The organism is Eoetvoesiella sp., from assembly GCF_035555955.1.
Classification (GTDB): Bacteria; Pseudomonadota; Gammaproteobacteria; order Burkholderiales; family Burkholderiaceae_B; genus Eoetvoesia.
Genome location: NZ_DATMGA010000064.1, coordinates 1 through 26,232, shown reverse-complemented (window position 1 = coordinate 26,232; position 26,232 = coordinate 1). Strand labels below are relative to the sequence as shown.

At 63.9% G+C, this 26,232-nt stretch carries 31 protein-coding genes; 12 read left to right on the top strand and 19 right to left on the bottom strand.

Annotated features, from left to right (window positions below):
- The 4 genes from VNT00_RS14675 to VNT00_RS14660 form a co-directional block, all read left to right on the top strand.
- On the top strand, positions 1-744 hold a 744-nt coding region (locus VNT00_RS14675; RefSeq protein WP_325588755.1), incomplete at its 5' end, for a methyltransferase domain-containing protein.
- 21 nt (positions 745-765) lie between these two features.
- Entirely contained in the window at positions 766-1,350 is a 585-nt protein-coding gene (locus tag VNT00_RS14670) for a DUF4390 domain-containing protein (protein WP_325588753.1), read from the top strand.
- Positions 1,347-3,698: a sensor histidine kinase gene (locus VNT00_RS14665; protein WP_325588757.1), complete on the top strand. Its 2,352-nt coding sequence runs from the start codon at positions 1,347-1,349 to the stop codon at positions 3,696-3,698. Before VNT00_RS14670 ends, VNT00_RS14665 begins: the two co-directional genes overlap by 4 nt.
- 10 nt (positions 3,699-3,708) lie before the next feature.
- Positions 3,709-4,401 (top strand): response regulator, encoded by a 693-nt coding sequence (locus tag VNT00_RS14660; RefSeq protein ID WP_325588751.1) that lies wholly within the window; start codon positions 3,709-3,711, stop codon positions 4,399-4,401.
- Between the two features lie 11 nt (positions 4,402-4,412).
- Here VNT00_RS14660 and VNT00_RS14655 read toward each other — a convergent pair whose 3' ends face one another.
- Positions 4,413-5,327: a methyltransferase domain-containing protein gene (locus tag VNT00_RS14655; RefSeq protein WP_325588749.1), complete on the bottom strand. Its 915-nt coding sequence runs from the start codon at positions 5,325-5,327 to the stop codon at positions 4,413-4,415.
- 95 nt (positions 5,328-5,422) lie between these two features.
- Here VNT00_RS14655 and VNT00_RS14650 point away from each other — a divergent pair, with 95 nt between their 5' ends.
- Both VNT00_RS14650 and VNT00_RS14645 read left to right on the top strand, forming a co-directional pair.
- On the top strand, positions 5,423-6,220 hold the full coding sequence (locus VNT00_RS14650; RefSeq protein WP_325588747.1) for a ComFC family protein: 798 nt from the start codon (positions 5,423-5,425) through the stop codon (positions 6,218-6,220).
- A 26-nt stretch (positions 6,221-6,246) separates the two neighbouring features.
- Positions 6,247-6,717 (top strand): tRNA (cytidine(34)-2'-O)-methyltransferase, encoded by a 471-nt coding sequence (locus tag VNT00_RS14645; RefSeq protein ID WP_325588745.1) that lies wholly within the window; start codon positions 6,247-6,249, stop codon positions 6,715-6,717.
- A 13-nt stretch (positions 6,718-6,730) separates the two neighbouring features.
- Here VNT00_RS14645 and VNT00_RS14640 read toward each other — a convergent pair whose 3' ends face one another.
- Genes VNT00_RS14640 through VNT00_RS14625 form a run of 4 tightly spaced genes read right to left on the bottom strand, consistent with a single transcriptional unit; the run spans position 6,731 to position 9,070 of the window.
- Positions 6,731-7,795: an NAD(P)H-dependent glycerol-3-phosphate dehydrogenase gene (locus VNT00_RS14640; RefSeq protein WP_325588743.1), complete on the bottom strand. Its 1,065-nt coding sequence runs from the start codon at positions 7,793-7,795 to the stop codon at positions 6,731-6,733.
- A 4-nt stretch (positions 7,796-7,799) separates the two neighbouring features.
- A complete protein-coding gene (secB, locus tag VNT00_RS14635; RefSeq protein WP_325588741.1) occupies positions 7,800-8,309 on the bottom strand; it encodes a protein-export chaperone SecB in 510 nt (169 codons plus the stop codon).
- Between the two features lie 53 nt (positions 8,310-8,362).
- Entirely contained in the window at positions 8,363-8,620 is a 258-nt protein-coding gene (gene grxC / locus VNT00_RS14630; RefSeq protein ID WP_325588739.1) for a glutaredoxin 3, read from the bottom strand.
- A 36-nt stretch (positions 8,621-8,656) separates the two neighbouring features.
- On the bottom strand, positions 8,657-9,070 hold the full coding sequence (locus VNT00_RS14625; RefSeq protein WP_325588737.1) for a rhodanese-like domain-containing protein: 414 nt from the start codon (positions 9,068-9,070) through the stop codon (positions 8,657-8,659).
- Between the two features lie 90 nt (positions 9,071-9,160).
- Here VNT00_RS14625 and gpmA point away from each other — a divergent pair, with 90 nt between their 5' ends.
- The 5 genes from gpmA (at position 9,161) to VNT00_RS14600 (ending at position 14,999) form a co-directional block, all read left to right on the top strand.
- Positions 9,161-9,910, top strand: a complete 750-nt coding sequence (gpmA, locus tag VNT00_RS14620) for a 2,3-diphosphoglycerate-dependent phosphoglycerate mutase (RefSeq protein ID WP_325588735.1) — start codon at positions 9,161-9,163, stop codon at positions 9,908-9,910.
- A gap of 1 nt (position 9,911) precedes the next feature.
- On the top strand, positions 9,912-11,378 hold the full coding sequence (locus VNT00_RS14615) for a murein hydrolase activator EnvC family protein (RefSeq protein ID WP_325588733.1): 1,467 nt from the start codon (positions 9,912-9,914) through the stop codon (positions 11,376-11,378).
- Positions 11,379-11,450: 72 nt separating this feature from the next.
- Positions 11,451-12,974 carry a S41 family peptidase gene (locus tag VNT00_RS14610; protein WP_325588731.1) on the top strand — a complete coding sequence of 508 codons (1,524 nt, stop codon included), beginning with the start codon at positions 11,451-11,453 and terminating at the stop codon, positions 12,972-12,974.
- A 62-nt stretch (positions 12,975-13,036) separates the two neighbouring features.
- A complete protein-coding gene (locus tag VNT00_RS14605; protein ID WP_325588729.1) occupies positions 13,037-13,786 on the top strand; it encodes a HesA/MoeB/ThiF family protein in 750 nt (249 codons plus the stop codon).
- Positions 13,787-14,075: 289 nt separating this feature from the next.
- On the top strand, positions 14,076-14,999 hold the full coding sequence (locus VNT00_RS14600; RefSeq protein ID WP_325588727.1) for an ABC transporter substrate-binding protein: 924 nt from the start codon (positions 14,076-14,078) through the stop codon (positions 14,997-14,999).
- A gap of 43 nt (positions 15,000-15,042) precedes the next feature.
- Here VNT00_RS14600 and slmA read toward each other — a convergent pair whose 3' ends face one another.
- The 7 genes from slmA to VNT00_RS14565 form a co-directional block, all read right to left on the bottom strand.
- Positions 15,043-15,624, bottom strand: a complete 582-nt coding sequence (slmA, locus tag VNT00_RS14595) for a nucleoid occlusion factor SlmA (RefSeq protein WP_325588725.1) — start codon at positions 15,622-15,624, stop codon at positions 15,043-15,045.
- Between the two features lie 30 nt (positions 15,625-15,654).
- Positions 15,655-16,410 carry a pyrimidine 5'-nucleotidase gene (locus VNT00_RS14590; protein ID WP_325588723.1) on the bottom strand — a complete coding sequence of 252 codons (756 nt, stop codon included), beginning with the start codon at positions 16,408-16,410 and terminating at the stop codon, positions 15,655-15,657.
- Complete coding sequence (gene argB, locus VNT00_RS14585) at positions 16,410-17,312, bottom strand: acetylglutamate kinase (RefSeq protein ID WP_325588721.1); 903 nt, start codon at positions 17,310-17,312, stop codon at positions 16,410-16,412. Before argB ends, VNT00_RS14590 begins: the two co-directional genes overlap by 1 nt.
- A 121-nt stretch (positions 17,313-17,433) precedes the next feature.
- Complete coding sequence (locus tag VNT00_RS14580; protein ID WP_325588719.1) at positions 17,434-17,931, bottom strand: peroxiredoxin family protein; 498 nt, start codon at positions 17,929-17,931, stop codon at positions 17,434-17,436.
- The gene (locus VNT00_RS14575) at positions 17,928-18,659 is read right to left on the bottom strand and encodes a BON domain-containing protein (RefSeq protein ID WP_325588717.1); all 732 of its coding nucleotides are present in this window, start codon (positions 18,657-18,659) and stop codon (positions 17,928-17,930) included. The genes VNT00_RS14580 and VNT00_RS14575 overlap by 4 nt, the downstream gene beginning before the upstream one ends.
- Positions 18,659-19,252, bottom strand: coding sequence for a phosphoheptose isomerase (locus VNT00_RS14570; RefSeq protein WP_325588715.1), 594 nt, complete (start codon positions 19,250-19,252; stop codon positions 18,659-18,661). The genes VNT00_RS14575 and VNT00_RS14570 overlap by 1 nt, the downstream gene beginning before the upstream one ends.
- Positions 19,253-19,362: 110 nt before the next feature.
- The gene (locus tag VNT00_RS14565) at positions 19,363-19,842 is read right to left on the bottom strand and encodes a YraN family protein (RefSeq protein WP_325588713.1); all 480 of its coding nucleotides are present in this window, start codon (positions 19,840-19,842) and stop codon (positions 19,363-19,365) included.
- Positions 19,843-19,874: 32 nt separating this feature from the next.
- Between VNT00_RS14565 and rsmI the strand changes: the two genes are divergently transcribed.
- Complete coding sequence (gene rsmI, locus VNT00_RS14560; protein ID WP_325588711.1) at positions 19,875-20,795, top strand: 16S rRNA (cytidine(1402)-2'-O)-methyltransferase; 921 nt, start codon at positions 19,875-19,877, stop codon at positions 20,793-20,795.
- On the opposite strand, the gene VNT00_RS14555 is transcribed toward rsmI, so the two are convergent.
- The 7 genes from VNT00_RS14555 to lptA all read right to left on the bottom strand — a co-directional run.
- Complete coding sequence (locus VNT00_RS14555; protein ID WP_325588709.1) at positions 20,792-21,838, bottom strand: septal ring lytic transglycosylase RlpA family protein; 1,047 nt, start codon at positions 21,836-21,838, stop codon at positions 20,792-20,794. The genes rsmI and VNT00_RS14555 overlap by 4 nt on opposite strands.
- On the bottom strand, positions 21,835-22,707 hold the full coding sequence (gene rapZ / locus VNT00_RS14550; protein WP_325588707.1) for an RNase adapter RapZ: 873 nt from the start codon (positions 22,705-22,707) through the stop codon (positions 21,835-21,837). Before rapZ ends, VNT00_RS14555 begins: the two co-directional genes overlap by 4 nt.
- A gap of 96 nt (positions 22,708-22,803) precedes the next feature.
- Positions 22,804-23,733, bottom strand: a complete 930-nt coding sequence (hprK, locus tag VNT00_RS14545; protein WP_325588705.1) for an HPr(Ser) kinase/phosphatase — start codon at positions 23,731-23,733, stop codon at positions 22,804-22,806.
- 12 nt (positions 23,734-23,745) lie between these two features.
- Positions 23,746-24,204: a PTS sugar transporter subunit IIA gene (locus tag VNT00_RS14540; RefSeq protein ID WP_325588703.1), complete on the bottom strand. Its 459-nt coding sequence runs from the start codon at positions 24,202-24,204 to the stop codon at positions 23,746-23,748.
- Positions 24,205-24,367: 163 nt separating this feature from the next.
- On the bottom strand, positions 24,368-24,694 hold the full coding sequence (gene hpf / locus VNT00_RS14535; RefSeq protein ID WP_325588701.1) for a ribosome hibernation-promoting factor, HPF/YfiA family: 327 nt from the start codon (positions 24,692-24,694) through the stop codon (positions 24,368-24,370).
- A gap of 184 nt (positions 24,695-24,878) precedes the next feature.
- Positions 24,879-25,673: an LPS export ABC transporter ATP-binding protein gene (gene lptB, locus VNT00_RS14530; RefSeq protein ID WP_325588699.1), complete on the bottom strand. Its 795-nt coding sequence runs from the start codon at positions 25,671-25,673 to the stop codon at positions 24,879-24,881.
- Positions 25,674-25,730: 57 nt separating this feature from the next.
- Positions 25,731-26,232 (bottom strand): lipopolysaccharide transport periplasmic protein LptA (gene lptA, locus VNT00_RS14525; RefSeq protein WP_325588697.1); only part of this gene is annotated, 502 nt, incomplete at its 5' end.

Genomic DNA, 26,232 nt, shown 5'->3' with positions numbered 1-26,232 from the left:
GCGACGGTCGAGCAGGTGCTGGCGGCGCTGGACGAGGCGGGCATCGAGGCCCGGGCCGTCGGGGCCTCCGGCATCGCGCTGGCGGCATCCAAGCCCGTCCAGGCCATACCGGGTTTCGCCCAGGGCTGGTGGTCGGTGCAGGACGCCTCGGCCCAGAAAGCCGCCGAATTGCTGGCCCCGGCCTCGGGCATGCGGGTGCTGGACGCTTGCTGCGCACCGGGCGGCAAGGCCGCGCACCTGCTCGAACTGGCCGATATCGACCTCACGGCCATCGACAGCGATGCCGGCCGCCTGGCCAGGGTCGAACAAAACCTCGAGCGGCTGGGCCTGGGTGGCGGGCGCGTCGTCCTCAAGGCCGCCGACGCCTCGAACCTGGACGCCTGGTGGGACGGCCGGCCTTTCGACGCCGTGCTGGCCGACGTGCCCTGCACGGCCTCGGGCATTGTGCGCCGCCACCCCGATATCCGTTGGCTGCGGCGCGAGGGCGACATTGCCAAAACGGCCGCCTTGCAGCGCAAAATCGTCAATGCTTTATGGAAGACCGTGAAGCCGGGCGGCCGCCTGTTGTATGCTACGTGTTCCATTTTTCCGCAGGAAGGCGAGCAACAGGCTTCGCGGTTTTTGGAAAGCCACGCCGATGCGGTGCGTCTGCCCGCTCCTGGCCAACTGCTGCCGGCCGGATCCGGAGAACACGATTTTCCTAGCGATGGGTTTTTCTATGCCTTGTTTGCCCGACAGGCCTAAGTCGTTGAAAATAGAGCCATCATGACCGCGCGAAGATGGCTCTCCCTCTTGCTGTGCGTTTTTCTCGCCTTTTCGGCGGGAGGCGTCATGGCGCAGGTCGACGCCGAACAGGTCACCCGCGTCGATCCCGTCGTGCGCGACGGCAAGCTGTATATCGACGCCGACGTCGACTTCGAGGTCAGCTCGGAACTGCGCAACGCGGCGCAAAAGGGCGTGCCCATTTACTTCACCGTCGATGTCGAGGTCGTCTCCAAGCGCTGGTGGTGGTTCGACCGGGTCCTGGTCGACGAGCACCAAAGCTGGCGCGTGGTCTATAACGCCCTGACGCGCCAATGGCGCGTGGGAACCGGCGAGCTCTCCCTGCCGGAAGCGTCGTTCGACGACGCCTTGGCGCCCATCCGCAATATCCGGGGCTGGGCGGTCGCCGACGTGGCCGACCTCGATGCCGGGGAACAATACGACGGGCGCATTCGCGTGCGGCTCGATACGTCACGCCTGCCGCGTCCCTTCCAGATCGATGCCTACAACAGCAAGGCCTGGTCCCTGGCTACTCCATGGAAAGATTTCTCATTTTCAATCTCAAAAGACACTCGCGACCCATCCTGAGGTGGGGGCTGCGCATCGCGCTGGGTGCTGCGGTCATCAGCGCCCTGGCGCTGCTTGCCCTGCTGGTGTGGTCCACCGGAAACGCTTCGCGCTACGCCCAGCAGTACGATGTCCTGCTGCTGCTTAACGGCGTCTTCGCCATTACGCTGATCTTCTGGGTGGTGGTGCTGGCCGCCCGCCTGGTGCGCCAGTTGCGGCGGCGCCAGTTCGGCGCGCGGCTGACGGCGCGCTTCGCCCTGTCGTTCGCCCTTATCGGCGTGCTGCCGGGGGCGCTCATCTATGTGCTGTCGGTGCAGTTCATGTCGCGCTCCATCGAGTCGTGGTTCAACGTGCGGGTCGATACCGCGCTGGAGGCCGGGCTCAATCTGGGGCGGGCGGCGCTGGACAACCAGTTGAACGACCTGAACGCGCGCGCGCGCGATATCTCCGGCAAGCTGGCCAACACCAGCGACGCCGACATGGCGGTGGCCATCACCCGCCTGCGCGAATCCAGCGGGGTGGCCGAAGCCATGGTGTTCAGCGGCAACGGCCGCCTGATCGCCTTTTCCACCTCCAGCTACAGCCAGTTGATTCCCGATGTGCCGCCGCCCCATGTGCTGAATCAACTGCGTGTCTCCCGGGCCTACTCGGCGGCGGAAACCGACGAGGCCGACGTGGGCGGCGGCAAGAAGCGCGCCAGCGAACCGCCGGCGGCGACTGGGCTGCATCTGCGTGTGGTCGTGCCCATCAATATCCTTGACCGCACCTCGTCGGCGCTGGGCGTGTCGCCCGATACACGCTGGCTGCAGGTCGTGGAGCCGGTGCCCGAGCAGATCGCGCGCAACGCCAACCAGGTGCAGCAGGGTTTTCGCGACTACCAGGAACTGGCCCTGTCGCGCCAGGGGCTGCGCAAGCTGTATGGCATAACGCTTACCCTGGCGCTGATCCTGGCGGTGTTCGCCGCCATCGTCGTGGCATTGGCGTTGTCGCGCCGCCTCGTGCGCCCCTTGCTGACCCTGGCGGCGGGAACCCAGGCTGTGGGGGTGGGCGACTACCGGCCCTTGCCCGAGCCGCCCGAGCGCGATGAAGTGGGCCAGCTTACACGTTCGTTCAATGCCATGACGCGCCAGCTCGACGAAGCCCGCCACATGGTCGAGAACAACCGCCTGCAGCTCGAGCGCTCCAATGTCTATCTGGAATCCGTGCTCAGCAACCTGTCCTCGGGCGTCCTGGTGTTCGACGAAGGCTTCCGGGTAAGCATGTTCAACCACGGCGCGCAGTCCATCCTGCGCGCCGATTTGCGCTCGGTGAAGGGGCGGCCGCTTGAAACCGTGGACAGCGCCTTCAAGCTGGCCCAGCTCATACGCCATGCCTTCGCGGCCCATGCCGCCGTGGGGTCCGAGCGGCCTTATTGGCAGCAGCAGTTCGAGCTGGAGGTCGAGGCGGCCACCGACAACGAAACCAAGAAAAATACGGTTACCTTGCTGGCGCGCGGCACCCACCTCAGCGTGGATGGCCGGGGCAACGGCTACCTGGTGGTGTTCGACGACGTCAGCGAAGTCATCTCGGCCAGCCGCACGGTGGCCTGGGGCGAGGTGGCGCGCCGCCTCGCCCATGAAATCAAGAACCCGCTTACGCCCATACAGCTTTCGGCCGAGCGCCTGGCCATGAAGCTGGCCGACAGGCTGAACGAGGCGGATGCGGCCATGCTCAGGCGTTCGACCAACACCATCGTGAACCAGGTGGCTTCGCTCAAGCACATGGTGGACGACTTCCGCGAGTATGCGCGCACGCCGCCGGCGCAAATGCAGACTGTCGACATCAATACGCTTATCGCCGATGTCCTGACGCTGTATGGCTGGGACCCTGTCGAGGGCACCGTGCGCGATGACAAACATAGTGTCAAAATAGAAGTAAGTCTCGATGCCGGGCTGCCGCAAATCGAAGGCGACCCCACGCAGTTGCGGCAGGTCATTCATAATCTGCTGGCCAATGCGCGCGATGCGGCAACGCAAAACCAGGCGCTGGACGATGCAAGAATTTATGTAAAGACTAAACTTACCAACTCAGGCATCGAAGACGAGGATGGGTCGCGCGCGGTGCGCCTGACTGTCTCGGACAATGGTCCGGGGTTCGAGTCCCAGGTCATGTCGCGCGTGTTCGAGCCGTACGTCACGACCAAGGCGACGGGCACGGGCCTGGGCCTGGCAATCGTGAAAAAAATTATCGAGGAGCACGGTGGCCGAATCGATATTGCAAATGGCAAAGAAGGGGGCGCGCGTATCTCGATACTCCTCACACGTCTTGCCGGTACTTCTCCCTCGCTGGACGCGCAGGCGCAAGGGAACGATAATGCGGAAAAAACATAGGTGATGCTTTATGGCCAGAATCCTGGTTGTTGATGATGAGATAGGCATTCGCGAGCTTTTGTCTGAAATTCTTTACGACGAAGGCCACACGGTAGAGCTCGCGGAAAACGCGGCGCAGGCGCGCGCCGCGCGGCTGCGCGCCAGGCCCGACCTCGTCCTGCTCGACATATGGATGCCCGACACCGACGGGGTCAGCCTGCTCAAGGAATGGGGCTCGCAGGGTCTGCTCGACATGCCCGTCATCATGATGAGCGGGCACGCCACGGTCGATACCGCGGTCGAGGCCACACGCATCGGCGCGGTCGACTTCCTTGAAAAGCCCATTACCTTGCAAAAGCTGCTCAAGACGATCGCGGCGGGCCTGGCTCGCCCAGTGGTCCCTTCCGCGGCGGCGCGCATGCCCGAACGCCATCCCGAACACGGTCAGCCTCTCACGACCGTTCCCGTCGCGGCGCCAACTGCGGCGGCGGTAGCTCCCGCGGCGCCCGAACCCAATAATTCCCTGCTTGGCGGCATTGCGCTCGACCAACCCTTGCGCGATGCGCGCGACGAATTCGAGCGCATTTATTTCGAATACCATCTGGGCCGCGAAAACCACAGCATGACGCGCGTGTCGGAAAAAACCGGGCTGGAACGCACCCACCTTTACCGCAAGCTCAAGCAGCTGGGCATCGACGCTTCACGCAAAAAGCAGCACAGCTGACCACGCTGCGTTTATTCAGCCGGCCGGCGGTTGCGCACGATGGAATCCACCGAGATACGGGTTTCGCCCGGGGTGTTGCGCACCGACGCGGCACGCCAGGCATGGCCGTAGGCGATTTCAAGGCTCAGGTGTATGGTGCCGTCCAGGTGCCGCTGTTTTTCCAGCGCGTCCAGCAAGCGCTGCCGCCAGGCGCGGCTGGCCAGGCTGCGCTTGCGATCCGTGGCGGGGTTGCCGCCCAGCACCCGCAAATCGCTCAGCAGCTTTTCGGGGCTGCGGTAGGTAAGGGTGATGATTTCCTGGTCCATGACCGGATCGGCGAACCCTCGCTCGATGAGCAGGTCGCCGAAGTCGTGCATGTCGACGAAGCCGGGCGTTGCGGTTTGCAGCCCGGCCTGTTCCAGCGCCAGCCGCACCTCTTTGAGCGACCCGGGCCCCAGGCACGAAAACATGACCAGGCCGCCGGTCTTGAGCAGGCGTCGCCATTCGCCAAGCACCCGGTGCGGTTCGGCATGCCAATGCAGCGCCATGTTCGACCATACCAGATCCAGTTGTTCGGGGGGCAGCCCCGACTCGGCCAGGTCGGCCTGCACGAAATGCGGGGCGCGGGTGGGCTTGTTGCGCAGCTTTTGCCACAAACTGGGCTTGGCGGCGTAGCGGTCGATGGCGGTTTCGACGAGCGCGGGGCAGGCGTCCAGCCCCGTGTAGTCGATATTGGGATAGCGCGAGCGCAAGGGTTCCAGCGCATGCCCGGCGCCGCAGCCCGCATCCAGGATGGCGCTGGGCGAAATGCGTATGTAGCTCAGGCGCTGCAGCATGCGCTGCGCGATCTCGCCGTAAAGGAATTGTGCTTCGTCCAGGGGCGCGCGCCGGGTGAATTGTCGTATGACGTGGGCCTGGTTCAGGGCCAGGGTGGGGGGCTGTGACATATTTGCGGCTCGTTGCTGGCGACGGCGGGTGAATCGTGCTTAGATGCTCGGATGAAAATCGGCCTGGCACGGCCTTCAAGAGGATCCCTATTATTATGGCCCATACTTGGCGCTGGCGCGAGTTGGCGGGCTCGCGGGTGTTGTCCGCGGGCCTGGCGTCATGGCGCAACTGGCCCGCTGCGCTGGCCGCCCGCATTCCCTCCGACTGTGCCTTGTGTCGTGGCGCCGCGCGCGGCGGCCAGCTTTGCCCGGATTGCCGCGCCGACGTAACGCATTCCATGCAAAGCCTGGCGCGGCGTTGCCCAGTGTGCCGGCTGGCGCTCGAAACGGCGGCGGGCTGCCCCGACTGCGCGCTTCGGGCGCCCGCCTTCGATGGGGTGGTGGCGGCTTTCGATTACGCCATGCCCGGCGACCTGCTGGTGCGCCAGTTCAAGGCCGAGCGTCGCTTCTCGCACGCGCGTATGCTGGCGGTGGTGCTGGCCGACGCCGTCCTGCGGCATAGGCCGGCGCTGCCAGGGAATACAATCCTCGTTCCGGTGCCGGCCAGCCGTGCCTCCGTCTTGCAGCGTGGCTTCAACCCGGCGGCCGAGCTTGCCCGGTACCTGGCGCCGCAACTGGCGCTGCGCTGCCATCCGCATTTGCTGGTGCGCCATCAGGAAGGCGGACGGCAAACGCATATGCGGCGGGCCCAGCGCTTGCGCCAGGCGCCAGGCTTGTATGCCTGCACCCGCCCGATCGAAGGCGCAACGGTTGCGGTGGTCGACGATGTCCTGACCACGGGCAGCACCCTGCACGGCATTGCCGTGCAACTGAAGGCCGCCGGCGCCGGCGTGGTGTGGGGCCTGGTGCTGGCGCGCACGCCATACCGGCAGCGCACCCCCTTGATTTTTTAGGCATTCACTGAAAACACTGACGAGCCATGTTTCATATAGTTCTTGTTTCTCCCGAGATTCCGCCGAACACCGGCAATGTCATTCGCCTGGCGGCCAACACGGGGGCCGCGCTGCATCTGGTGCGTCCGCTGGGCTTCGAGCTGGACGACAAGAAGCTGAAGCGGGCGGGGCTGGACTATCACGAGTGGGCCGACATGCAGGTGCACGACAGCCTGCGGGAAGCCCTGGACAGTACGGGCAGCCCCGCGCAGCGCCAGTTCGCCATGACCACCAAGGGCTCGCGCCTGATCGGCGAAGTGGCCTTCCAGCCCGGGGACGTGTTCGTGTTCGGGCGTGAAACGGCCGGCTTGTCGGAGCGGCAGATGGAACTGTTCGGGGACGGGCAGCGGATACGCCTGCCCATGCAGCCCAGGCAGCGCAGCCTCAATCTTTCCAATTCGGTCGCCGTCACCGTATTCGAGGCCTGGCGCCAATGCGGCTATGAGGGCGGAGTGTAGGGAATAACGCCGCTCAAGCGCCGGGGTGCGGGGATTCGGCCTTGGCTTCGCGGGAAAGCAGGCCCGATACGGCCTGGCGCGGGGATAGGCCGTTGAACAGCACATTGCAGACGGCTTCGGTAATCGGCAGGTCGACATGATGGCGTCCGCCCAGCGCCAGCGCGGCGCGGGCGCAGCGCACGCCCTCGGCGGTCATGCCGCCTTCCAGGATGTGCTCCAGGGCTTGCCCCTTGCCGATGGCCAGCCCCACCTGGCGGTTGCGTGACAGGTCGCCGGTGGCGGTAAGCACCAGGTCGCCCAGGCCGGTCAGGCCCGAAAACGTGTTGGCCTTGCCGCCCAGGGCCCGCCCCAGCCTTTGCATTTCGGCCAGCCCGCGGGTGATCAGGGCGGCCCGGGCATTGGTGCCCAGCCCCAACCCGTCGGAAATTCCGCAGGCGATGGCCATGATGTTCTTCAGCGCCCCGCCGACCTCGACGCCGACGACGTCCTGGCTGGTATAGATGCGCGCGGTGCCGCCATGCAGAGCTTGTATGACGGTATCGGCAACACGAGCTTGCCGGCTGGCTATGGTCAGCGCCACCGGCAGGCCCTGCGCGACCTCGCGGGCGAACGAAGGGCCCGAAAGCACGCCCAGCCCCGAATGCGGCAGGCCGCTCAGTGCGGCGCGCACGATCTCGTGCGGCAGTTGCCCGCTTTCGTGGTGAAAGCCTTTGCAGATCCAGATGATGGCGGGGTGGCCGGTGTTCAGGCGGCCCAGCTCGCGTTTCAGTTGTGTACAGATATCGGCGAGCCCCGCAACGGGCACGCCCAGGATGATCAGGCCGTTGCCGTCATCGGGTGTACAGGCGTGCGCGACAGCTTGCGGGAAATCGCTGGTGCCGCGCAGGGCGGCGGGCAGGGTGATGCCCGGCAGATAGCGTTCGTTGGTGTGCGCGGTGTTTATGGCTTGCGCCGTAGCCGTGTCGCGCGCCCACAGCAGGGTGTCGGCGTTGGCGCTGGCCAGCGCGGCCAGCGCCGTGCCCCAGCTTCCGGCGCCGAGTACGGCGACGCGAGTTCGGGCGGGAAGCAGGGATGCCACGCTGTTACTGGCGGGTCGCGCCGGGAGGCAGGATGATTCCGGAATCCTGTGATTCTTGTTCCTCGGCCAGTTGGGCCAGGCGCTGTTCGTACAGGTTCTGGAAATTGACTTCGGCCAGGTGCAGCGCGGGCAGCGAAGTGCGGGTGATCAGGTCGGCCACATTGGCGCGCAGATATGGGTACAGCATGGTCGGGCAGACGATGCCCAGCAGCGGGTCGAGCTGTTCGTCGGGGATGTTGGAGGCTTCGAAGATGCCGGCTTGCGTGGCTTCGACCAGGTACATGACCTGTTCGCCGATGCGGGTGGTGACCGTGGCGGTTACCGTGCTTTCGTAGATGCTGTCGGCCAGGCGCTGGCCGCCGACGTTGATGGAAACGTCGACGGAGGGGCTTTCCTGTTCCAGGAAAATTTGCGGCGCATTGGGCATTTCAAGCGAGATGTCCTTGACGTAAGTGCGCTGCAAGCCGAAGCTCGGGTCCTGGTTGTCTTGGGTGTTTTGATCCTGGTCGGCCATGTGATTTCCTGTAATGATAATGGACGCGTAAGCGTGGTTGCCGTTGTTGGGGCCTAGCTGTTGAGCAGGGGGATGAGCTTGTCGGCGCGGTCGAGCGCCGCCAGGTCGTCATACCCGCCTACGTGGACATCGTTGATGTAGATTTGCGGCACGGTGCGCCGGCCCGTGCGCTCCATCATGACGGAACGCTGGCCGGGGTCGGCGTCGATGCGGATTTTTTCGATTTCAGTGACGCCGCGCTGTTTTAATAGCATTTCGGCGCGAATGCAATACGGACATACTGCAGTGCAGTACATGGTTACATTGGTCATGGATTCCTCGGAAACGGAAAAATGAAGCCGGGGCTGTCAGGCTTTTTTGCCCAGCGGCAGGCCGGCGTCGGCCCAGGTGCGCAGGCCGCCCTGCAGGCTTACCGCCTGGGTAAAGCCCTGTTTGCGCAAGGCGCCGGCGATGCGGGCCGATTCCCGGCCCTGATCGCAAAAAACGATGATGGGCTTGTCCTTGGGCAGGGTGGAAGCCTTGCTGTCGATGTCGGCCACGGGCAGGTTGCGGGCCTGGGGAATGGTGCCGGCCTTGAAGTGTTCGGCCGTCCGCACGTCGACGAAGATACCGTGTTTCTGGTTGGCCAGTTGCACAGCCTGCTGCACGTCCACCTGGGTGGCGCTGTGGCCTTTGTTCAGCGCGGGCCACAGCAGCATGCCTCCCGAAACCAGGGCTATTATTACGATATAAAGGTTGTTCTGACTAAGAAGAAAATCCACGATGTGTCCTGATTTGGCTCTTGGAATAAGAGTTGGCTGTATCAATTATAAAATGGGGGCGATAATTCAACTTTCAAGTAGGTTTTTAACATGCATAAACTCGTACTCATGCGCCACGGCGAAAGCCAGTGGAACCTGGAAAACCGTTTCACCGGCTGGACCGACGTCGATCTTACCGAAACCGGGCGCATGCAGGCCAGGCAGGCCGGCGAACTCCTGAAGCGCGAAGGCTTCCAGTTCGACCTGGTGTTTTCCTCGGTCCTGAAGCGGGCCATACGCACGGCATGGATCGCCCTGGACGCCATGGATGCCATGTATACGCCCATCGGGCTCAGCTGGCGCCTGAACGAACGCCATTATGGCGCATTGCAGGGCCTGAACAAGGCTGAAACCGCGGCAAAGTACGGCGACGAGCAGGTGCTGGTCTGGCGCCGGGCCTACGCCATCGCGCCCGAGCCCCTGGCGCTGGACGATCCGCGCCATCCGCGCTTCGACGAACGCTATGCCAAGGTCGCGGCCGACAAGCTGCCGGCCACTGAATGCCTCAAGGATACCGTGGCGCGCGTCGTGCCGTTCTGGAACGAATCCATCGCGCCCGCGCTGCGCTCGGGGCGCCGTGTTTTGGTCGCTGCGCATGGCAACAGCCTGCGCGCGCTCATCAAGCACCTGGACGGCATTTCCGATGACGATATCGTCGGGCTCAATATTCCCACTGGCCAGCCCCTGGTCTACGAACTGGATGACGAACTGCGCCCCCTCCGCCATTATTACCTGGGCGATGCCGCCGAAATCGAAGCGGCGGTCGCGGCGGTTGCGGCTCAAGGCAAGGCCAAAGGCTGATATGCGTCGTGCGCTGGGCGGTATCTTGCTGGCGCTGTGGGTGGGTGCCGCATTCGGGGCGGACACACCGTCGGCCTTGGCTGCGCGCCAGGCCGACGCAAAAAAACAGCAGGCCGAGCTGCGTTCGCGCATCGAAGCCTTGCAAAAGGAAATCGACAGCCAGGAGTCGTCCCGGCGCGATGCGGCCAGCGACCTCAAGGCGTCCGAATCGGCCATCTCCAATATCGACCGGCGCCTCGATGAGCTGGCGCGCCAAAAAAAGCAGGCCGGCGACGAGCTGGAAAAGCTTTCCGGGCAAATCGCCAGCCAGAAAAAGGTCATGGCCCAGCGCCAGGCCGAACTGGCCGATCAACTGCGGGCCCGCTATGCCAGCGGCCTGTCGCCCTGGACGGCCCTGCTGTCGGGCGACGACCCCCAGGCCATCGGCCGCGATCTCGGCTATCTGAGCTACATTTCGCGGGCCCAGGCGCAAGCCGTCAGCGCATTGCGCGCCGCCATCGACGATCTGGCCGCCTTGCAGAACCGGGCCGCCGCCCGTAAAAAGGAATTGACCGACATCGAAAGCGAGACCGCCGAGCAGAAAGACCGGCTGGAAGCGCAAAAACAAGAGCGCCAGAAGGTGCTGGCCCGCATTGACGACCAGTTGCGCAAGCAGCGCGCCCAGGCCGGTACGCTGGAGCGCAACGACAAGCGCCTGGGCAACTTGATTACCGGGCTTGACTCCGAAATCGCGCGCCTGGCCGAAGAGGCGCGCAAAGCCGAGGAAAAACGCAAGGCCGAAGCGGCCCGCAAGGCGGAAGAAGCCCGCAAGGCCGCGCTGGAAAAACGGCGTGCGCTGGAGCAGCAGCGCAAGGCGGCGCAAGAAGCCGAGAAGGCCGCGCAGGCCCGGGCCCGGCGCGAGCAGGACGAAGAACAGGCGCGCGCGGCGCGCTTGCAGGTGGAACAGGCCAGGGCGGCCGCCCGTGCCGCCGAGCAGGCCGAGCGCGACAATGCGGCGGCGCAGTCTCAGCCTCATCCGCAGCCGGCGGCGCCGGCCGAACGATCCGAAAGCGCGGCCGCGCTGCCGCCCGAAGGCGGATTCCAGGGCCTGCACAAAGGGCTCAGGCAGCCCGTGCCCGGGGATATCCAGGGGAAATTCGGCGCCCAGCGCCCCGACGGCGGCATATGGCGCGGCGTCGTGATACGGGCGGACGCGGGCACTCCCGTGCATGTCATGGCGCCGGGCCGGGTGGTGTATGCCAATTGGCTGAACGGGTTCGGCAACATCATCATCGTCGACCACGGCGACAAGTATCTGAGCGTCTATGCATATAACCAAAGCCTGCTCAAGAAGGTGGGCGATGTGTTGCATGCTGGAGACATCATTGCGCGCGTGGGCGCCACAGGCGGCCAGGTTGAGCCCGGTTTGTACCTGGAAATCCGGCATAATGGCTTGCCGGTCAACCCGCTGCTTTGGTTAACGCGTTAATTTCGTTACTATTTGTCTGTTGGACTGGCGTTGCGGCATGGCGCCGATTACATAATTACTTCAGGAACGTGCATGAGCACTCGCAGAATTCGTAGTTTAAGTTTGGTAGTCATGGGCGCTGTAGGCGGTGTGTTCCTGAGCCTGGGTATTTCAGCCGTGGCGCAGCGCGGCGAGCCTTTGCCGCTCAAGGAGCTGCAGCAGTTCGCCAATGTATTCGCCGCCATCAAGGCCAGCTACGTCGAACCGGTCACCGACAAGCAGCTCATCAACGACGCCATCAAGGGCCTGTTTTCCGATCTCGACCCCCACTCGGCCTATCTCGACGCCGATGCCTTCAAGGAAATGGAGGCCATCACCCAAGGCGGCTTCGGTGGGCTGGGCATCGAAATCGGCAGCGAAGACGGCATGCCCAAGGTCATCGCGCCCATCGAAGATACGCCCGCCGCGCGCGCCGGCATTTTGTCGGGCGACATCATCACCCACATCGACGGCAAGCCCACAAAGGGCATGACGCTCAACGAGGCCATCAAGCTGATGCGCGGCGAGCCCAAGACCTCCATCGTGCTTACCATCAAGCGCGCGGGCCGCGACAAGCCGCTGGTCGTCAAGATCGTGCGCGACCTCATCAAGGTGCGCAGCGTGCGCAGCAAGATGCTGCCCAACGATATCGCCTATGTACGCATCGCCCAGTTCCAGGAGCACACCACCTCCGACTTGGTCAAGCAATTGCGCGCGCTCAGCGAGAAAAAACCTCCCAAGGGCCTGGTGCTCGATCTGCGCAATGATCCGGGCGGTCTGCTGGACAGCGCCATCGGCGTTTCGTCCGCCTTCCTCCAACCCGGCAGCCTGGTGGTTTCGACCAAGGGGCGCATTCCGTCGTCCAACCGCGAATACAAGGCCAAAGCGGCCGATTACGACCGCAGCCTTTTCGGCGGCGATTCCGAAGGCGTGGGCAGCCTGGCGGCCTGGACCAAAACCGTGCCCATGGTCGTGCTGGTCAACGTCGGGTCGGCGTCGGCCTCCGAAATCGTGGCCGGCGCGCTGCAAGACCACAAGCGCGCCAAAGTCATCGGCAATCGCACCTTCGGCAAGGGGTCCGTGCAAAGCGTGCTGCCGCTTAGCGAAGATACCGGCATCAAGCTGACCACTGCACGCTACTACACCCCCAGCGGGAAATCCATCCAGGTAACCGGGGTGACCCCCGATATCACGGTCGACGATACCGCCCAGGGCAATCTGTTCCGCCTGCCGCGCGAGGTCGATCTCGAGCATCACCTCATCAACGGCGCGTCGCCCGACGCTACGTCCGAAGACTCCGAAGACGCGCCCACCAAAGACGCCAAGATGTTCGAGTTCGGCGGCAAGGACGACTTCCAGCTCAGCCAGGCCGTCAATTTCCTGGAGGGCCGGCCCGTCAAGCAAAGCGATCCTTCCCTGGTCGCCAAAACCGACAAGCCCGCTTCGGGCGATAAAAACGGCAATCAGGCAGGCAAGGCCGAAAAAAAAAATGATTCCGGCTCCCAGCCGGTAGTGCCGGGCCCGCAAAAGGTCGAGCACTACCGCGTCACTCCGAACGGAATCATCAAGTCGAACTAGCGGCATGGGCTGTTTTTGCCGACCATGCCGCTAGAGCCTGCTGATTACGTTGGAGGGCAATAATGGACGACCAGCATCTGCTGCGGTATGCGCGCCATATTTTGCTGGATGAGCTGGGCATCGAGGGCCAGGAGCGCCTGCTGTCCGCCCGCGCCCTGATCGTCGGCGCCGGCGGGCTGGGCTCGCCCGCGGCCTATTACCTGGCATCGGCGGGCGTCGGCCGCATCACCCTGGCCGACGACGACGAGGTCGAACTCAGCAACCTGCAGCGCCAGATCCTGCACACCACGGACCGCCTGGGCTGGTCCAAGGCCGAATCGGGCCGGCGTGCGCTTCTGGACCTGAATCCCGATGTGCAGGTGCAGGCGCGCGTTCAGCGCCTGCTCGGGGCCGAGCTCGACGATGCCGTCGCCGTCTCCGACATCGTGCTGGACTGCTGCGACAACTTCGCCACGCGACACGCCGTCAATCGCGCCTGCGTCAAGCATCGCAAGCCGCTGGTGTCGGGCGCGGCCATTCGTTTCGCCGGGCAGATTAGCGTGTTCGACCTGCGGCGGGACGATGCGCCCTGCTACCACTGCCTGTTTCCCGAGGCCGACGACGTCGAAGAGCTGCGCTGCGCCACGACTGGCGTTCTTGGGCCCTTGGTCGGCATCATCGGCAGCATGCAGGCGGCCGAAGCCATCAAGATACTTGCGCAAATGGGCGACCCTCTGGTCGGACGCCTGCTATGCCTGGACGCCTTGACCATGCAATGGAACGAAGTGCGTTTCCGCCGCGACCCGGGCTGCCTGGTCTGCGGCCACCGCTGAAACGTGCTTTTCCGTTGAGCCGGCCACGGGCCGAGAGGGCTTGTCTGCGGCTATAAATTCTGTTTATACATAGCTATCAGTCCGCCTGGCTGGTTATCCAGCTTGCGCTTTGTCATACTCTACAAGTTCACCTGAGTACCGGCTGCCTTGTACCATTGACGCGGTTCCGTGTTCATGGGCAGCGGCACAGAGTTTGATAATTATCATCGGGAGACTGCGCGTGAAACTGATTCTTCGGCTTTTTCTGATAGTTGCCACGATGCTGGCGAGTAGCGCGATGGCGGCATCCATGCCTAAGCCCATCGAAGTCATTGTTTTCCCAGGGGGCTTCAATTGGCCAATATGGGTTGCGCAGGATAAGGGGTTTTTTACCGCCAACAAAGTGTCCATCAATGTGACACCTACGCCTAATTCGGCGTTCCAACTGACTGGCCTCATCGATGGCAAGTTCGACATTGCCATGACGGCGTTCGATAACTTGGTGGCGTATCGCGAGGGGCAAGGCGAAACCCCGAAAATCGGCCCCGACTTGGTGGCGGTCATGGGCGCCGACCGCGGGTTCCTGAAGCTGGTGACGATCCCCGAGGTGAAATCCATTGCCGAGCTGCGCGGCAAGACGGTATCGGTCGATGCCCGCAATACCGGATACGCGGCGGTCCTGTTCGAAATGCTCGATCGCGCGGGCTTGCGCGAGCCCGATTACACGGTGGTCAAGGCCGGCGGGGTTTTGCAGCGTTTCAAAGAGCTGATGGAAAAAAAGCAGGCGGGCACCATGCTGATATCTCCCTTCGAAGTGCAGGCGGTGGCGAAAGGCTACCACGTTCTGGGGGTGGCTTCCGAGATGTTCGGTGCCTATCAGGGGCTCGTGGCTGGGGCGCGGCAATCGTGGGCGCGCCAGCACAAGGACAAACTCGAGGGTTTCATCCGCGCGTATGTGCAGGCGGTGGAGTGGCTCTACGATCCGGCCAACCGCGAAGAGGCTCTTGGTATTTTCAAGAAGCACATGCCCGGCACGACTTCACAGGCGGCGCAAAAGATTTACGGCATATTGCTGAACCCGAAGACCGGCATGCAGCGTAAGGCGGCCATCGATATGCAGGGCATGAAAGAAGTCTTGAAGCTGCGCAGCAAATGGGGGCAGCCCAAGCGCGAACTTACCGACCCCTCCAAGTACTACGATGCCAGCTTTTACAACGAGGCCCTGAAGAAATAGACGTTCGGCCGCATGGGGGGCGCTTATGGCTTACAGGCCAGGCTTACAGGCCAAACAGGGCGAGTTGCTGTTCGTGGCTTTGGGTGGGCAGCGCCTGCCAGTCGGTCTGCGTGTAGCGCAGCCAGCGGCCTTGCACCCAAAGCATCAGGGTATTGGCATAGGTGGCGGCGCCGGATGTTTCCCCGGGTTGCAGCGAGCCTGCATCGATGGCGGCCTGGGCGGCGTGGCACAGCACGCCTTCGAGATCATCGATCAGTTCATTGACCTGGGTTTGCAGCCGGGGATGTTCAGTGACCAGGGCTTCCCCGGTAAGCACCCGGGTCAGGCCGGGGTGTCTTTCGGTGAACAGCAGCAGGGCGTGCAGTTGCTTGCGCAGACCGCGGCGTCCGTCGGATTCGGTGGCGGCAATATGGTTCAGGTCTTCCAGCAACTGCGCCCTGGCGCTGCCGATAAGGCTTTCGAACAGCGCTGCCTTACTGGAAAAATGCCGGTATAGCGCCGCTTCCGATTGGCCCAGTTGCTGGGCCAGCGCCGCCGTGGTGATGCGGCCGGCATGCGGCTGCTCCAGCATGCGGGTCAACGTGGCCAGTATCAGAGCCTTCTTGCTGTCGGTCGGGGGAAGCATGGGCGCGATCGGAAAATTGCCGCCCCGCGCCTAGAGGCGCAGCGGCCGGCGGCCTGTCAGCAGGTCGCCCAGCGAATTGATGCGCAAGTCCACATAGCTGTCGCGTCCGCTGCGCTGGCTGGAGAACGGCGTGCCCGGGTGGTACACGTATACCGTGCGCATGCCCAGCTGCTTGGCGCTTTTCAGGTTGCGCAGAGTGTCCTCGACCAGGACGACTTGCGAGGCGGGCTTGCCGACCCTGGCGAGCACCTGCCGCATGAGGGCCAGCGAGGGCTTGGGACGGATGCGGCCCTGCAGCAGCATGTGGTCGATGGCCCAGAGGCTTTCAAACTGCTGCAGTATGCCCAGTGTTCTGAGCACGATGCGCGCATAGCGCAGCGGAGCGTTGGTGAGCAGGATCTTGCGGCCCTGCAGGCGGTTCAGCTTGTAGGGCAGGGCGGTTTCGGCATGTACCAGCGAGGGGATGTCGAAAGAGTGGCTGAGATGCAGGAATTCGCGCGCGTCGATGCCGTGGTGTTTGACCAGCCCGATGACGGTGGCACCGTAGCGCTTCCAGTATTTGGCGCGCAGCATATTGGCGGTTTCTTCATCGACCTGCAGGCTGGCCACGACGGCCGCCGTCATGCTTTGGTCGATGACCTTGAAAATGGCCCTGGACGAGTCGTGCAGGGTGTTGTCGAGGTCGAACAGCCAGACAGGGTCGTTTCCCGGCTGCCATAGGTTGTGCCGCGCGGGGTGCGGGGCTGCGGGCTTGAGAAGCGCGCGTACGGGCTTGCCAGGAAGCATTAGTGGGAGCTGATCATGGTGCCGACGCCCTGGTCGGTAAGGATTTCCAGCAGCAGGCAGTGCGGCACCCGTCCGTCGACCACGTGCACCGAGGTTACGCCGTTGCGCGCGGCGTCCAGGGCCGACGATATCTTGGGCAGCATGCCGCCCGATATCGTGCCGTCGGCGAAGAGTTCGTCGATGGTCTGGGCCGAAAGGCTGCGCAGCAGGTTGCCGCTTTTGTCCAGCACGCCTGGCGTGTTGGTCATCATGATGAGCTTCTCGGCGCCCAGCACCTCGGCCATTTTCCCCGCGACCAGGTCGGCATTGATGTTGTAGGCGCGCCCGTCCTCGCCATAGCCGATGGAGGAGATGACCGGGATGAACTGGTCGTCCTGCAAAGCCTTGACCACGGCCGGCTCGATGCGAGTGATGTCGCCCACGTAGCCGATGTCTAGCCATTGGCCGGGGTTGTCCTGGTCGGCCAGCAGCTTTTTCTGGGCCTGTATGAGGCAGCCGTCCTTGCCGGTGAGCCCCACCGCCTTGCCGCCGGCCTCGTTGATCATCATGACGATGTCCTGTTGCACCTGGCCGCCAAGCACCCACTCGACCACTTCCATGGTCTCGGCGTCGGTAACGCGCATGCCCTGCAGAAAGGTGCCTTGCTTGCCGATGCGCTTGAGCGCGTCGTTGATTTGCGGCCCCCCGCCATGCACCACGACCGGATTCAGCCCGACCAGCTTGAGCAGGACGACGTCGCGCGCAAAGCTGCGCTGCAGGTCTTCTTCGATCATGGCGTTGCCGCCGTACTTGACGACCACGGTCTTGCCGTGGAAGCGGCGGATGTACGGCAGCGCCTCGGAGAGCACGTCGGCTTTGACCTTGGGCGGATGGGAGGGGGAATCGGGCGGCAAAGTGGTCATGGCGCGATAGTGTGAAAGTGGCGTAAAAAAACCGGGGGGTGTTCCCAACCCCCGGGCCGTGTCATTTTACTGTCTTTGCCTGCGGGGCGCAGGACACGCCGCACAGGCTGTAGCGGCGGCGTTAGCCGGCGGCCAATGCTTTTTCAACGGTATTCATGAACGCCACCTTGTCGTAGTTGCCCAGATAGCGCTTGATGATGTGGCCCTGCTTGTCGATGAGGAAGGCGGTGGGGGTGAGCTGCACGTCGCCGAACGCCTTGGCCAGCTTGCCCTGCGCATCGATGGCTACGGGAAACGGCAACTGGCGGGTGTCGCTGTAGTTCTTGACGTAGTTGGGCGGGTCGTACTGCATGGCCACGGCAATGACCTCGTACCCTTTGGGCGATAGCTGTTTGTAGGTTTGCACCGTATCGGGCATTTGCTGGATGCAGGTGACGCAGCTGGTGGCCCAGAACTTGACCAGCACGACCTTGCCGCGCAGGTCTTGCGTGGAAATCTTTTGGCCATCCAGCGACACGAAGGTGACGTCGGGCGCGGTTTTGGAGGAACCCGCGAATTGCCAGACAGCGGCGCCGGCAACGGCGACGACGGCAACCAGGGCGATAAGGGTTTTTTTCATTTGATGGGCATGGTTTCTACTGCGCCGGATCCGCTTTCGACGGTGGCGCCGGAACTGCTTTCAACCGGAGCCTGGGCGGACGGCGAGTCTTTGCTTTCAACAGGCGCCGGCGGCGTTACAAGGCTTTCGCGCGGCACGATCTGGAACAATTTTACTACTTTGTTGACGCCGTTGACGCCGGCCGCGGCCTTGGCGGCAAGCTGGCCTTCGGTGTCGGTGACTTTGCCCTGCAGATAGACGATGCCGCGCTCGGTGGTGACCACGATGGTGCGGCTGGGCACGTCCTTGGTTTCGATGAGGGCGCTTGTGACCTTGGTGGTGAGCCAGGTGTCGTTGCTGCGCACGCTCAGCGGCGTGACGCTGCCCACGCGCAGTTCGTTGAAGACCTTCTTGACCTTTTCAACGCCTTGGGCGGCCGTTCCGGCCTTGTCCTTGTCCTGCTGGGTGGGGACGTCGCCGACAAGCAGCACCTGGCCCGCATAGGATTCGGCGGACACGCGCACCTGGTCGGGCTTGTCGGCGAAGATGCGGCGCATTTCGCTGCCGATCTTCATTTCGATGGCCTTGTCCTCGACTTGTTCGCCCGCGGTACGGCGGTCGGTGGCGACAACGGCCGTCCCGGCCGCGGCGCCTCCGACGACCAGGGCGCCGCAGCCGGACAAGACCGCCGAGCCCGCCAGGCCCAGGGCCAGCAGCAGGGCGCGTGAGAGGTGTTGGGTTGTGGTCATTACAGTGTGTCTCCCAGAAGCAGGGCGTCTATGCCGTCGCACAGCGCATGCAGCAACAATATATGCACTTCCTGGATGCGCATGGTGCGATCGTGCGGGACGCAGAGGTGGATATCGGTTTCGAAGAGAAGCTCGTTGATTTTTCCGCCGCCTTTGCCCGTGAGGGCGATGACGAGCATTTCGCGGTCGTGGGCGGCTTCGATGGCGCGCAGCACATTGCTTGAATTGCCGCTGGTGGAGATGGCCACCAGCACATCGCCGGGCTGGCCCAGCGCGGTGACCTGGCGTTCGAACACGTTGTCGAAGCCGTAGTCGTTGCCCACGGCGGTAAGTATGGAGGTGTCGGTATTGAGCGCGATGCCGGCCAGGGGCAGGCGGTCGCGCTCGAAGCGGCCTACCAGTTCGGCGATGAAGTGCTGGGCGTCGGCGGCCGAACCGCCGTTGCCGCAGGACAGGATTTTATTGTTGTTGGCCAGGGCGCCGAACAGCAGGTCGACCGCAGCGGACAGCGGCGCGGACAGCGCAAGCGAACTGGTCTTGAAAGTGTCGATGGCATCGTCGAAATGCGATGACATGCGTGAGGTCATATCCATGCGGGGTATTATCTCATGCCTGCCGGGAAAAATTGTGACCAGAAGATATAAGTCCAGGCTGGCCGGCGCCCTTGGCGCGGGTCGCGCGGCGCCGTGCCGCCGCAGTGCGCTCAGGACGCGCAAAAGGCGTTCTGGATCCACACCAGTTCGTCGCCGTCCTTGGCAATGACGTCGAAGCGGCAGGCGGGCGTGCAATGCGGCGCAAGCGCCGGGAGCAGCAATGCGGCGGTATTGATCAAGCGCTGCTGTTTGCGACGGTTTACACTGGCTGCTGCGCCTCCGTAGCGGCTCGAACGCCGCTGCCGCACTTCGACGAAAACCAGGGTGTCGCCGTCCGTGCAGACCAGATCTATCTCACCCGTACTGCGACGCAGGTTTTGCGCGACGACCCGCAGCCCGGCCGCTTCCAGATAAGCTTTGGCCTGTTCTTCGGTTTGCAAGCCGGCCTTTTGGGTTGGCGAAAGCCGCGGCTCGGCGGGGGAGCGGTTCTGGTTCATCGCCTTTTGGCGGCGCTTATGCCGGCGAACCGCCTTTTTCTGGGCGGTCAGGGCGCAGGCGTAGGCGGTGGCGTCTTCGTCCGGCGTGGGCATATTGCCTGGCCTCTATTTTGAAAGTTACTGCAATGAGTGATTCGTCTGATTCCATCGATGCCAGCGCAACCTGGAGCCGTGTCGCCGAGCGCGTGGCGGGGCAGTCGTGGCCGCCGGCCACCCTGTATGTCGTGGCGACGCCCATCGGCAATATCGGCGATCTTAGCCTGCGCGCCTGGCAAACGCTGGCGCAGTGTGACGTTATTGCCGCGGAAGACACGCGAGCCAGCCGGCCGTTGCTGGATGCCTGGGGCATTTCCACGCCTTTGGTGGCGGCCCATCGCCACAACGAGGCCCAGGCCGCTCAGTCGCTGGTGGCGCGGCTGGCCGCCGGCGAGCGGGTCGGGCTCATTTCCGACGCCGGGGCTCCCGGAGTCAGCGACCCGGGCGCGCGCATCGTGCGCACCGTGCGCGAGGCCGGCTACGGGGTGGTGGCGATTCCAGGGGCCAGCGCCGTCATCACGGCCTTGATGGCCAGTGGCGCCACCTCCGACGAAAACCCCGCCTACGTCTTTGCGGGATTCGCGCCTCCCAAGGCCGGCGCGCGCCAGAAATGGCTGCGCCAGTGGTGCGCGTTGCCCGCGCCGGTGGTCATGTACGAGTCGCCCCATCGGCTCGAGGCCTCGATCCGCGACTTGCTGGACGTTTGCGGCCCTGCGCGGGTGCTGACCATTGCGCGCGAGCTGACCAAGCGCTTCGAGCAGATCGTGACCTTGCCGCTGGAGCAGGTCTTGCCCTGGCTGGCCGCCGACAGCCATCGAAGCCAGGGGGAGTTCGTGCTGATCGTGCACGAGGCGCCCGAACAGGAGGGGCAGGCTCTGGACGCATCCACTGCGGCTTTGCTGGATGCCTTGCTGGAAACCGTGAGCGTGCGCGATGCGGCGCGGGTGGCGGCCAAGGTCACGGGCCTGCCGCGCGACACGCTTTACGCCCTGGCGCTGCAGCGCTCCTAGCGCGCCGCCACCAGGCTGGGCTGGGCGCCGGTTTGCTGCTGGATGCGGGCGGCCGCGTCGATGGCTTCGGCGCGGCTGGGGTAGGGCCCCATTTGCACCCTGTACAGATTATTGGCGGCCTGCACATGAATGGGCGGGGTGTCGGGAAGCGCGATCTTTTGATTCAGTTTTTGCGCCAGCGACCGCGCGTTTTCAGGGGTGCTGAAGGCGCCGAACTGCAGATAGACGCCCGAGGCCGGAGCGGAAACCGGAGTTTCGGAGGCAGCCGCGGAACCGCTGTCCGCCATGGCGGCAGGGGACCCGAAAATGGCGCTGAGCGCATCGGGAGTCGATGGAGCGGGGGCGGAAATACGCCGTTCGGCGGCAATGGGCCGGGCCGTGGCGGGCTGGCTGGATGAAACCGCAACGGTTTGCGCCGAGGAAGAGGACGAAGCTATTTGCTGGCCGGCGGGCGCGGGGGCCTTGGCCGTGCGCGTGCCCAGGCCACGGGCTATGTCGGTGTTGGTGATGGCCTGGACGATGACTTGGCCGCTGCCGGGGCCGATGATGCCCAGCTTGGCGGCGGCGACGTAGGAAAGGTCGATGATGCGCGAGCTATGGAAGGGTCCGCGGTCGTTGATGCGCACGATTACCGACTTGCCCGTGCTGACGCGGGTTACACGAGCGTAGCTGGGAATGGGCAGGGTGGGATGTGCCGCCGTCATGGCGTACATGTCGTAGGTTTCGCCGTTGGAGGTCTTGCCGCCATGGAACTGACGGCCGTACCAAGATGCCGTGCCCTCCTGGCGGAAGGGAGTGTCGCCGCTGATGGGCACATAGCGCTTGCCGAACACCACGTAAGGCCTGGATGTCGCGGCGAAAGGGGTTTCGATGCGGGGAACGGCGTCGGGGATGGCGTCGATGTCGGCGGGCGGGTGATCGCCGGGGCCGTCGTTCTGGTAATAGCCGCCGCCGCGGCGCGCCGATCCCGATGTCGAGCAGCCCGCCAGTACGGCGACACAGCACAGCGCGAGGGCGGCGATGAGCAGGCGCGGCGGCTTCATGGGATATCGGTGGGAGGCTGGTTGCGGTGCCGCACCAGCAAGGGCGAGTGATCGGCAAAGCGCCGGGCCAGTTGCTCGGTGACGTATACCGAACGGTGTTGTCCGCCCGTGCAGCCGATGGCCACGGTCAGGTAGTTGCGGGTGTCCTGCATGTACAGGGGCAGCCAGCGGCGGATGAAGCCGGCGATGTCCTCGATCATGGTTTCCACGCTGCCGAACTGGCCAAGCCATTGGGCCACGGGCTCGTCGCGGCCGGTCAGCGGCCTGAGGTCGCGATCGTAATGCGGGTTGGGCAGGCAGCGCACGTCGAAGACCAGGTCGGCATCGCCGGGCACGCCGCGCTTGTAGGCGAACGACTCGAAGGTCAGGACCAGGGAGGCGCGGTCGGCCTGGATGAGGTCGCGCATCCAGGCGCGCAACTGGCCCGGAGTGAGGTCGGAGGTGTCGATGACATGCTCCTGCTCGCGCAGCGGCGCCAGCATTTCGCGCTCGGTGTCGATGCAGTCGCGCAGCGAGGGCGATTTCCCGCCTTGCTGCAGCCGGTCGGTGAGCGGGTGGCGGCGGCGCGATTCGGAATAGCGCTGCATCAGGGTGTTGTCGTTGGCGTCCAGGAAAACGACGCGGAACTCGGTGCCCATGGCGCGCAGTTCGGTGATGACCGCGGGCAGGCCGTCCAGTTCGCCGGGCGAGCGCACGTCGATGGCCACCGCTACGCGCTCCAGGCTGTCTTCGCGGGTGCTGGCGATGAATTCGCGCAGGAAGCGCACCGGCAGGTTATCCACGCAGGTGTAGCCCGAGTCTTCGAGCAGGCGCAGCGCGACGGATTTTCCCGAGCCGGAAATGCCGGTGATCAGAACGACTTTCAGCATGGCAATGTCGAGTCCCGCATGTAAAACGCCCTCCGTGATTCTTGACGGGTTTCTGGCATTGTATCGGACGCAGGCCGCGGGCTGGCCGCGCGGCGTTTATTCCTGCTTGGTGTTTTGCATGATGGCCAGAGCCTGGCGTTCGATGAACTCGCCCATGGTGTCGATGCCGCGCAGGGTCAGGATGGTGTTGCGCACGGCCGCCTCGACCAGGACGGCCAGGTTGCGGCCGGCCGCAACCTGCAACATGACGCGCCGCACGGGAATGCCCAGGATGTCCTGGGTAAGGTCCTGGACCGGCAGCCGCTCGAAGGCCTCGGCGCTGGAGCGTATGAGGTGGACGACCAGCTTGAGGCGCATTTTGCGGCGCACCGAGGTTTCGCCGAATATGGTGCGGATGTCCAGCAGGCCCAGCCCCCGGACCTCGAGCAGGTTCTGCAGCAGGGGCGGGCAATAGCCTTCGATGATGTTGGGCGCCGTGCGCGTCAGTTCGACCGCGTCGTCGGCCACCAGCCCGTGTCCGCGCGAAATCAGCTCGAGCGCTAGTTCGCTTTTGCCCAGGCCCGATTCGCCGGTGATCAGCACGCCCAGGCCCAGGACGTCCATGAAGACGCCGTGTGCGGTGGTAACCGGCGCCAGCCGCTTGCCCAGGTAGATGCGCAGCAGGTCGATGAGCTGGGCGGCGTCTATGGAAGTGGACAGCAGCGGGACGTGCTGGGTTTCGCAGAATTCGCGCAGGTCGTCGGGGGCGGACAGGCTGCCCGCCAGCAATATGGCCGGCACGCCGCCCGTGACCAGGTCTTCGAGGTGGTGCACGCGGCGCTTGGGCTCGAAGCGGATGTAGTACTGCATTTCCTCGGGGCCGAAGACCTGGATGCGCGCCGGGTGGATGAGGTTTAGGTGGCCGACCAGGTCGGCGCCGTACATGCCCTGGTTGGGAATGGCCTTGCCGCCTGCGTCCATGCCGGCAATCCAGGTGAAAGTGATCTTGTCGGCGTTGTCGCTGACGAGTTCTTGGACGGTTAGCATGGCTGGCTCGGTTTATTCGGGGGCATCGCTGGTCAGCAGGCTGTGGATGGCCGCGACGTCGGTTTCGGTGGTAAGGGCCTGGCGCACCGCGGGGCTGGAGACGAGCCTGGCGATTTCGGCCAGCAGGTCGAGGTGCATTTGCGTGGCGGTTTCGGGAACCAGCAGGAAGAAAAGCAGGCTGGCCAGGCGGCCGTCGCTGGGGTCGAAGCGCACCGGGTCGGCCAGGCGGATGAATGCGGCGCACGGTTCCTTGAGACCCTTGATGCGGCCATGGGGCACGGCAACGTGGTGTCCCAGCGCAGTCGAACCCAGGCGCTCGCGGGCGATCAGGCTTTGGAAGACAGCCGTGCGGGCGATGCCGTGATGGTTCTCGAAGAGCAGGCCGGCCTGTTCGAACGCCCGTTTTTTGCTGGTGGCAGCCAGATCGAGCACGATGTTTTGCGGCGGCAAAATACGCGACATTAAGTTCATGGAGTGCATTATATATGCCTTGGCTGCCGTTATTGGCGCCTCATATAACACCGAGGCCTCAATCGTGTTGGCGATTGAGGCCGCAAAGGGTGATGGGCAGCCTTGGGTGCAGCCGGCTAGGCGCAACAGGCAGCTTGGGTATTGCTAGAAAATTCCCGTGGGATTATTCGGCAGCGATTTCCTGCCTTTTGACGGGCTCGTGGGCGTGATTTTGAACCTTGCTTTTGTACTTGATGACCTGGCGATCGATTTTGTCGGCCAGAAGGTCGATGGCAGCGTACAGGTTTTCGTCGGTGGCTTCGCAGTGGATGTCTTTGCCGCGCAGATGCATGGTGACTTCGGCGGTGTGCTTGAGGCGCTCGATCGAGAGTATGACCTGTGTGTCTATGACGTTATCGAAATGCCGCGCGGTTCGCGCCATTTTGTTTTTGACATACGCGTGTATTGCCGGGGTAACTTCCAGATGACGACCACTAATGCTCAGGTTCATATGCTGCTCTCCTATAAAAAATAAGCAAGCGTGCGCAAAATGCGCGGTTCATGAAATAAATGGCTCTCCTTTTAAGAAAGTTGTCATGATCCCAGTGTATCGCTTATGCAAACTAAATCAAGTGCCCGGGGATTGGGGTTTTGCATAGGGTGGCTGAAACGGCGCGGGTGGGGGGCGGATGCCGTTACATGCGGAAGTTCTTGCCCAGGTAGACCTTGCGCACCGCTTCGTTGTCGATGATTTCGCTGGGGTGGCCGTTGGTCAGGACGGTGCCTTCGCTGATGATGTAGGCCCGGTCGCAGATGCCCAGTGTTTCCCGGACGTTGTGGTCGGTGATCAGCACGCCGATATTGCGGTTTTTCAGGAAGTGGACGATGCGCTGGATTTCGATGACGGCAATGGGGTCGACGCCGGCGAAGGGTTCGTCCAGCAGGATGAAGCGCGGGTGCGTGGCCAGGGCGCGGGCGATTTCCACGCGCCGGCGCTCGCCGCCCGAAAGCGAGATGGCCGAGTTGCGGCGCAGGTGGCCGATTTGCAGTTCGTCCAGCAGGGTTTCCAGGTTTTCGCCGATTTTGTGGGACGACAGCGATTTGCCGTCATCGTCCAGTTGCAGCTCGAGTACGGCGCGGATGTTTTCTTCGACCGTCAGGCGGCGGAATACCGAGGCGTCCTGAGGCAGGTACGAAAGCCCCAGGCGCGCGCGCTTGTGCATGGGCATGCTGGTGATGGGCGTGCTGTCGATTTCGATGCGGCCCGCATCGGTGGGCACGATGCCCACGATCATGTAGAAGCTGGTGGTCTTGCCGGCCCCGTTGGGACCCAGCAGGCCGACGACTTCGCCGCTGTCCACCGAGAGCGAGACGTCCTGCACGACGGTGCGTTTGCCGTAGGTTTTGCGCAGCCCGGTGGCGCGCAGGCTGCCGTGCGAAGCGCTTGGCGCACGCTGCTGGCTGGTGCGTGACGAGGCGGAAGGAAACATGGATGGCGTCTTCTGGAAAATAAGGGGACGTTGTGTCGCGTGGGGCTGGTCGTGGGGCTAGTGCTTGGCGGATTTTTTCCGGCAGTCGGCCGCCGCAGCCTCGGCCTTGGCGCTTGGCGTGGCGATCGAGCGCACGCGCCCGCCTTGAGTCGGGGCAGCGCCCGGCTTGCTGAACGCCTCGTAGATATTGGTTTCCTGGTTGTACTTGACGCGGTCGCCGCTGATCTTGTCGAAAGGCTTGCCGCATACGAACTTGGTGACGACCGCATTGCCGATCATTTCGATCTCTTTGGTCTTGCCATTGTATTCGGCGCGCAGGCCGCGGGCTTCGACGACTTCGAATTTCTCGGGCGTTTCCTGGCGCACGAATACCAGGTTGCCTGGGTTGACGGTGGCGGTTCCAAATTGGGATCCCTGGGCGTCTTCGTGCATGACCAGCTTGTCGGCGCGCAGCGTCATGGGGCCGCGCGTCATGACGACATTGCCGGTGAACGTGCTTTCTTTTTTGGCGTCGTTGTAGTTGAGGCTGTCGGACAGGATGAGCGTATCGGGTTCGGCG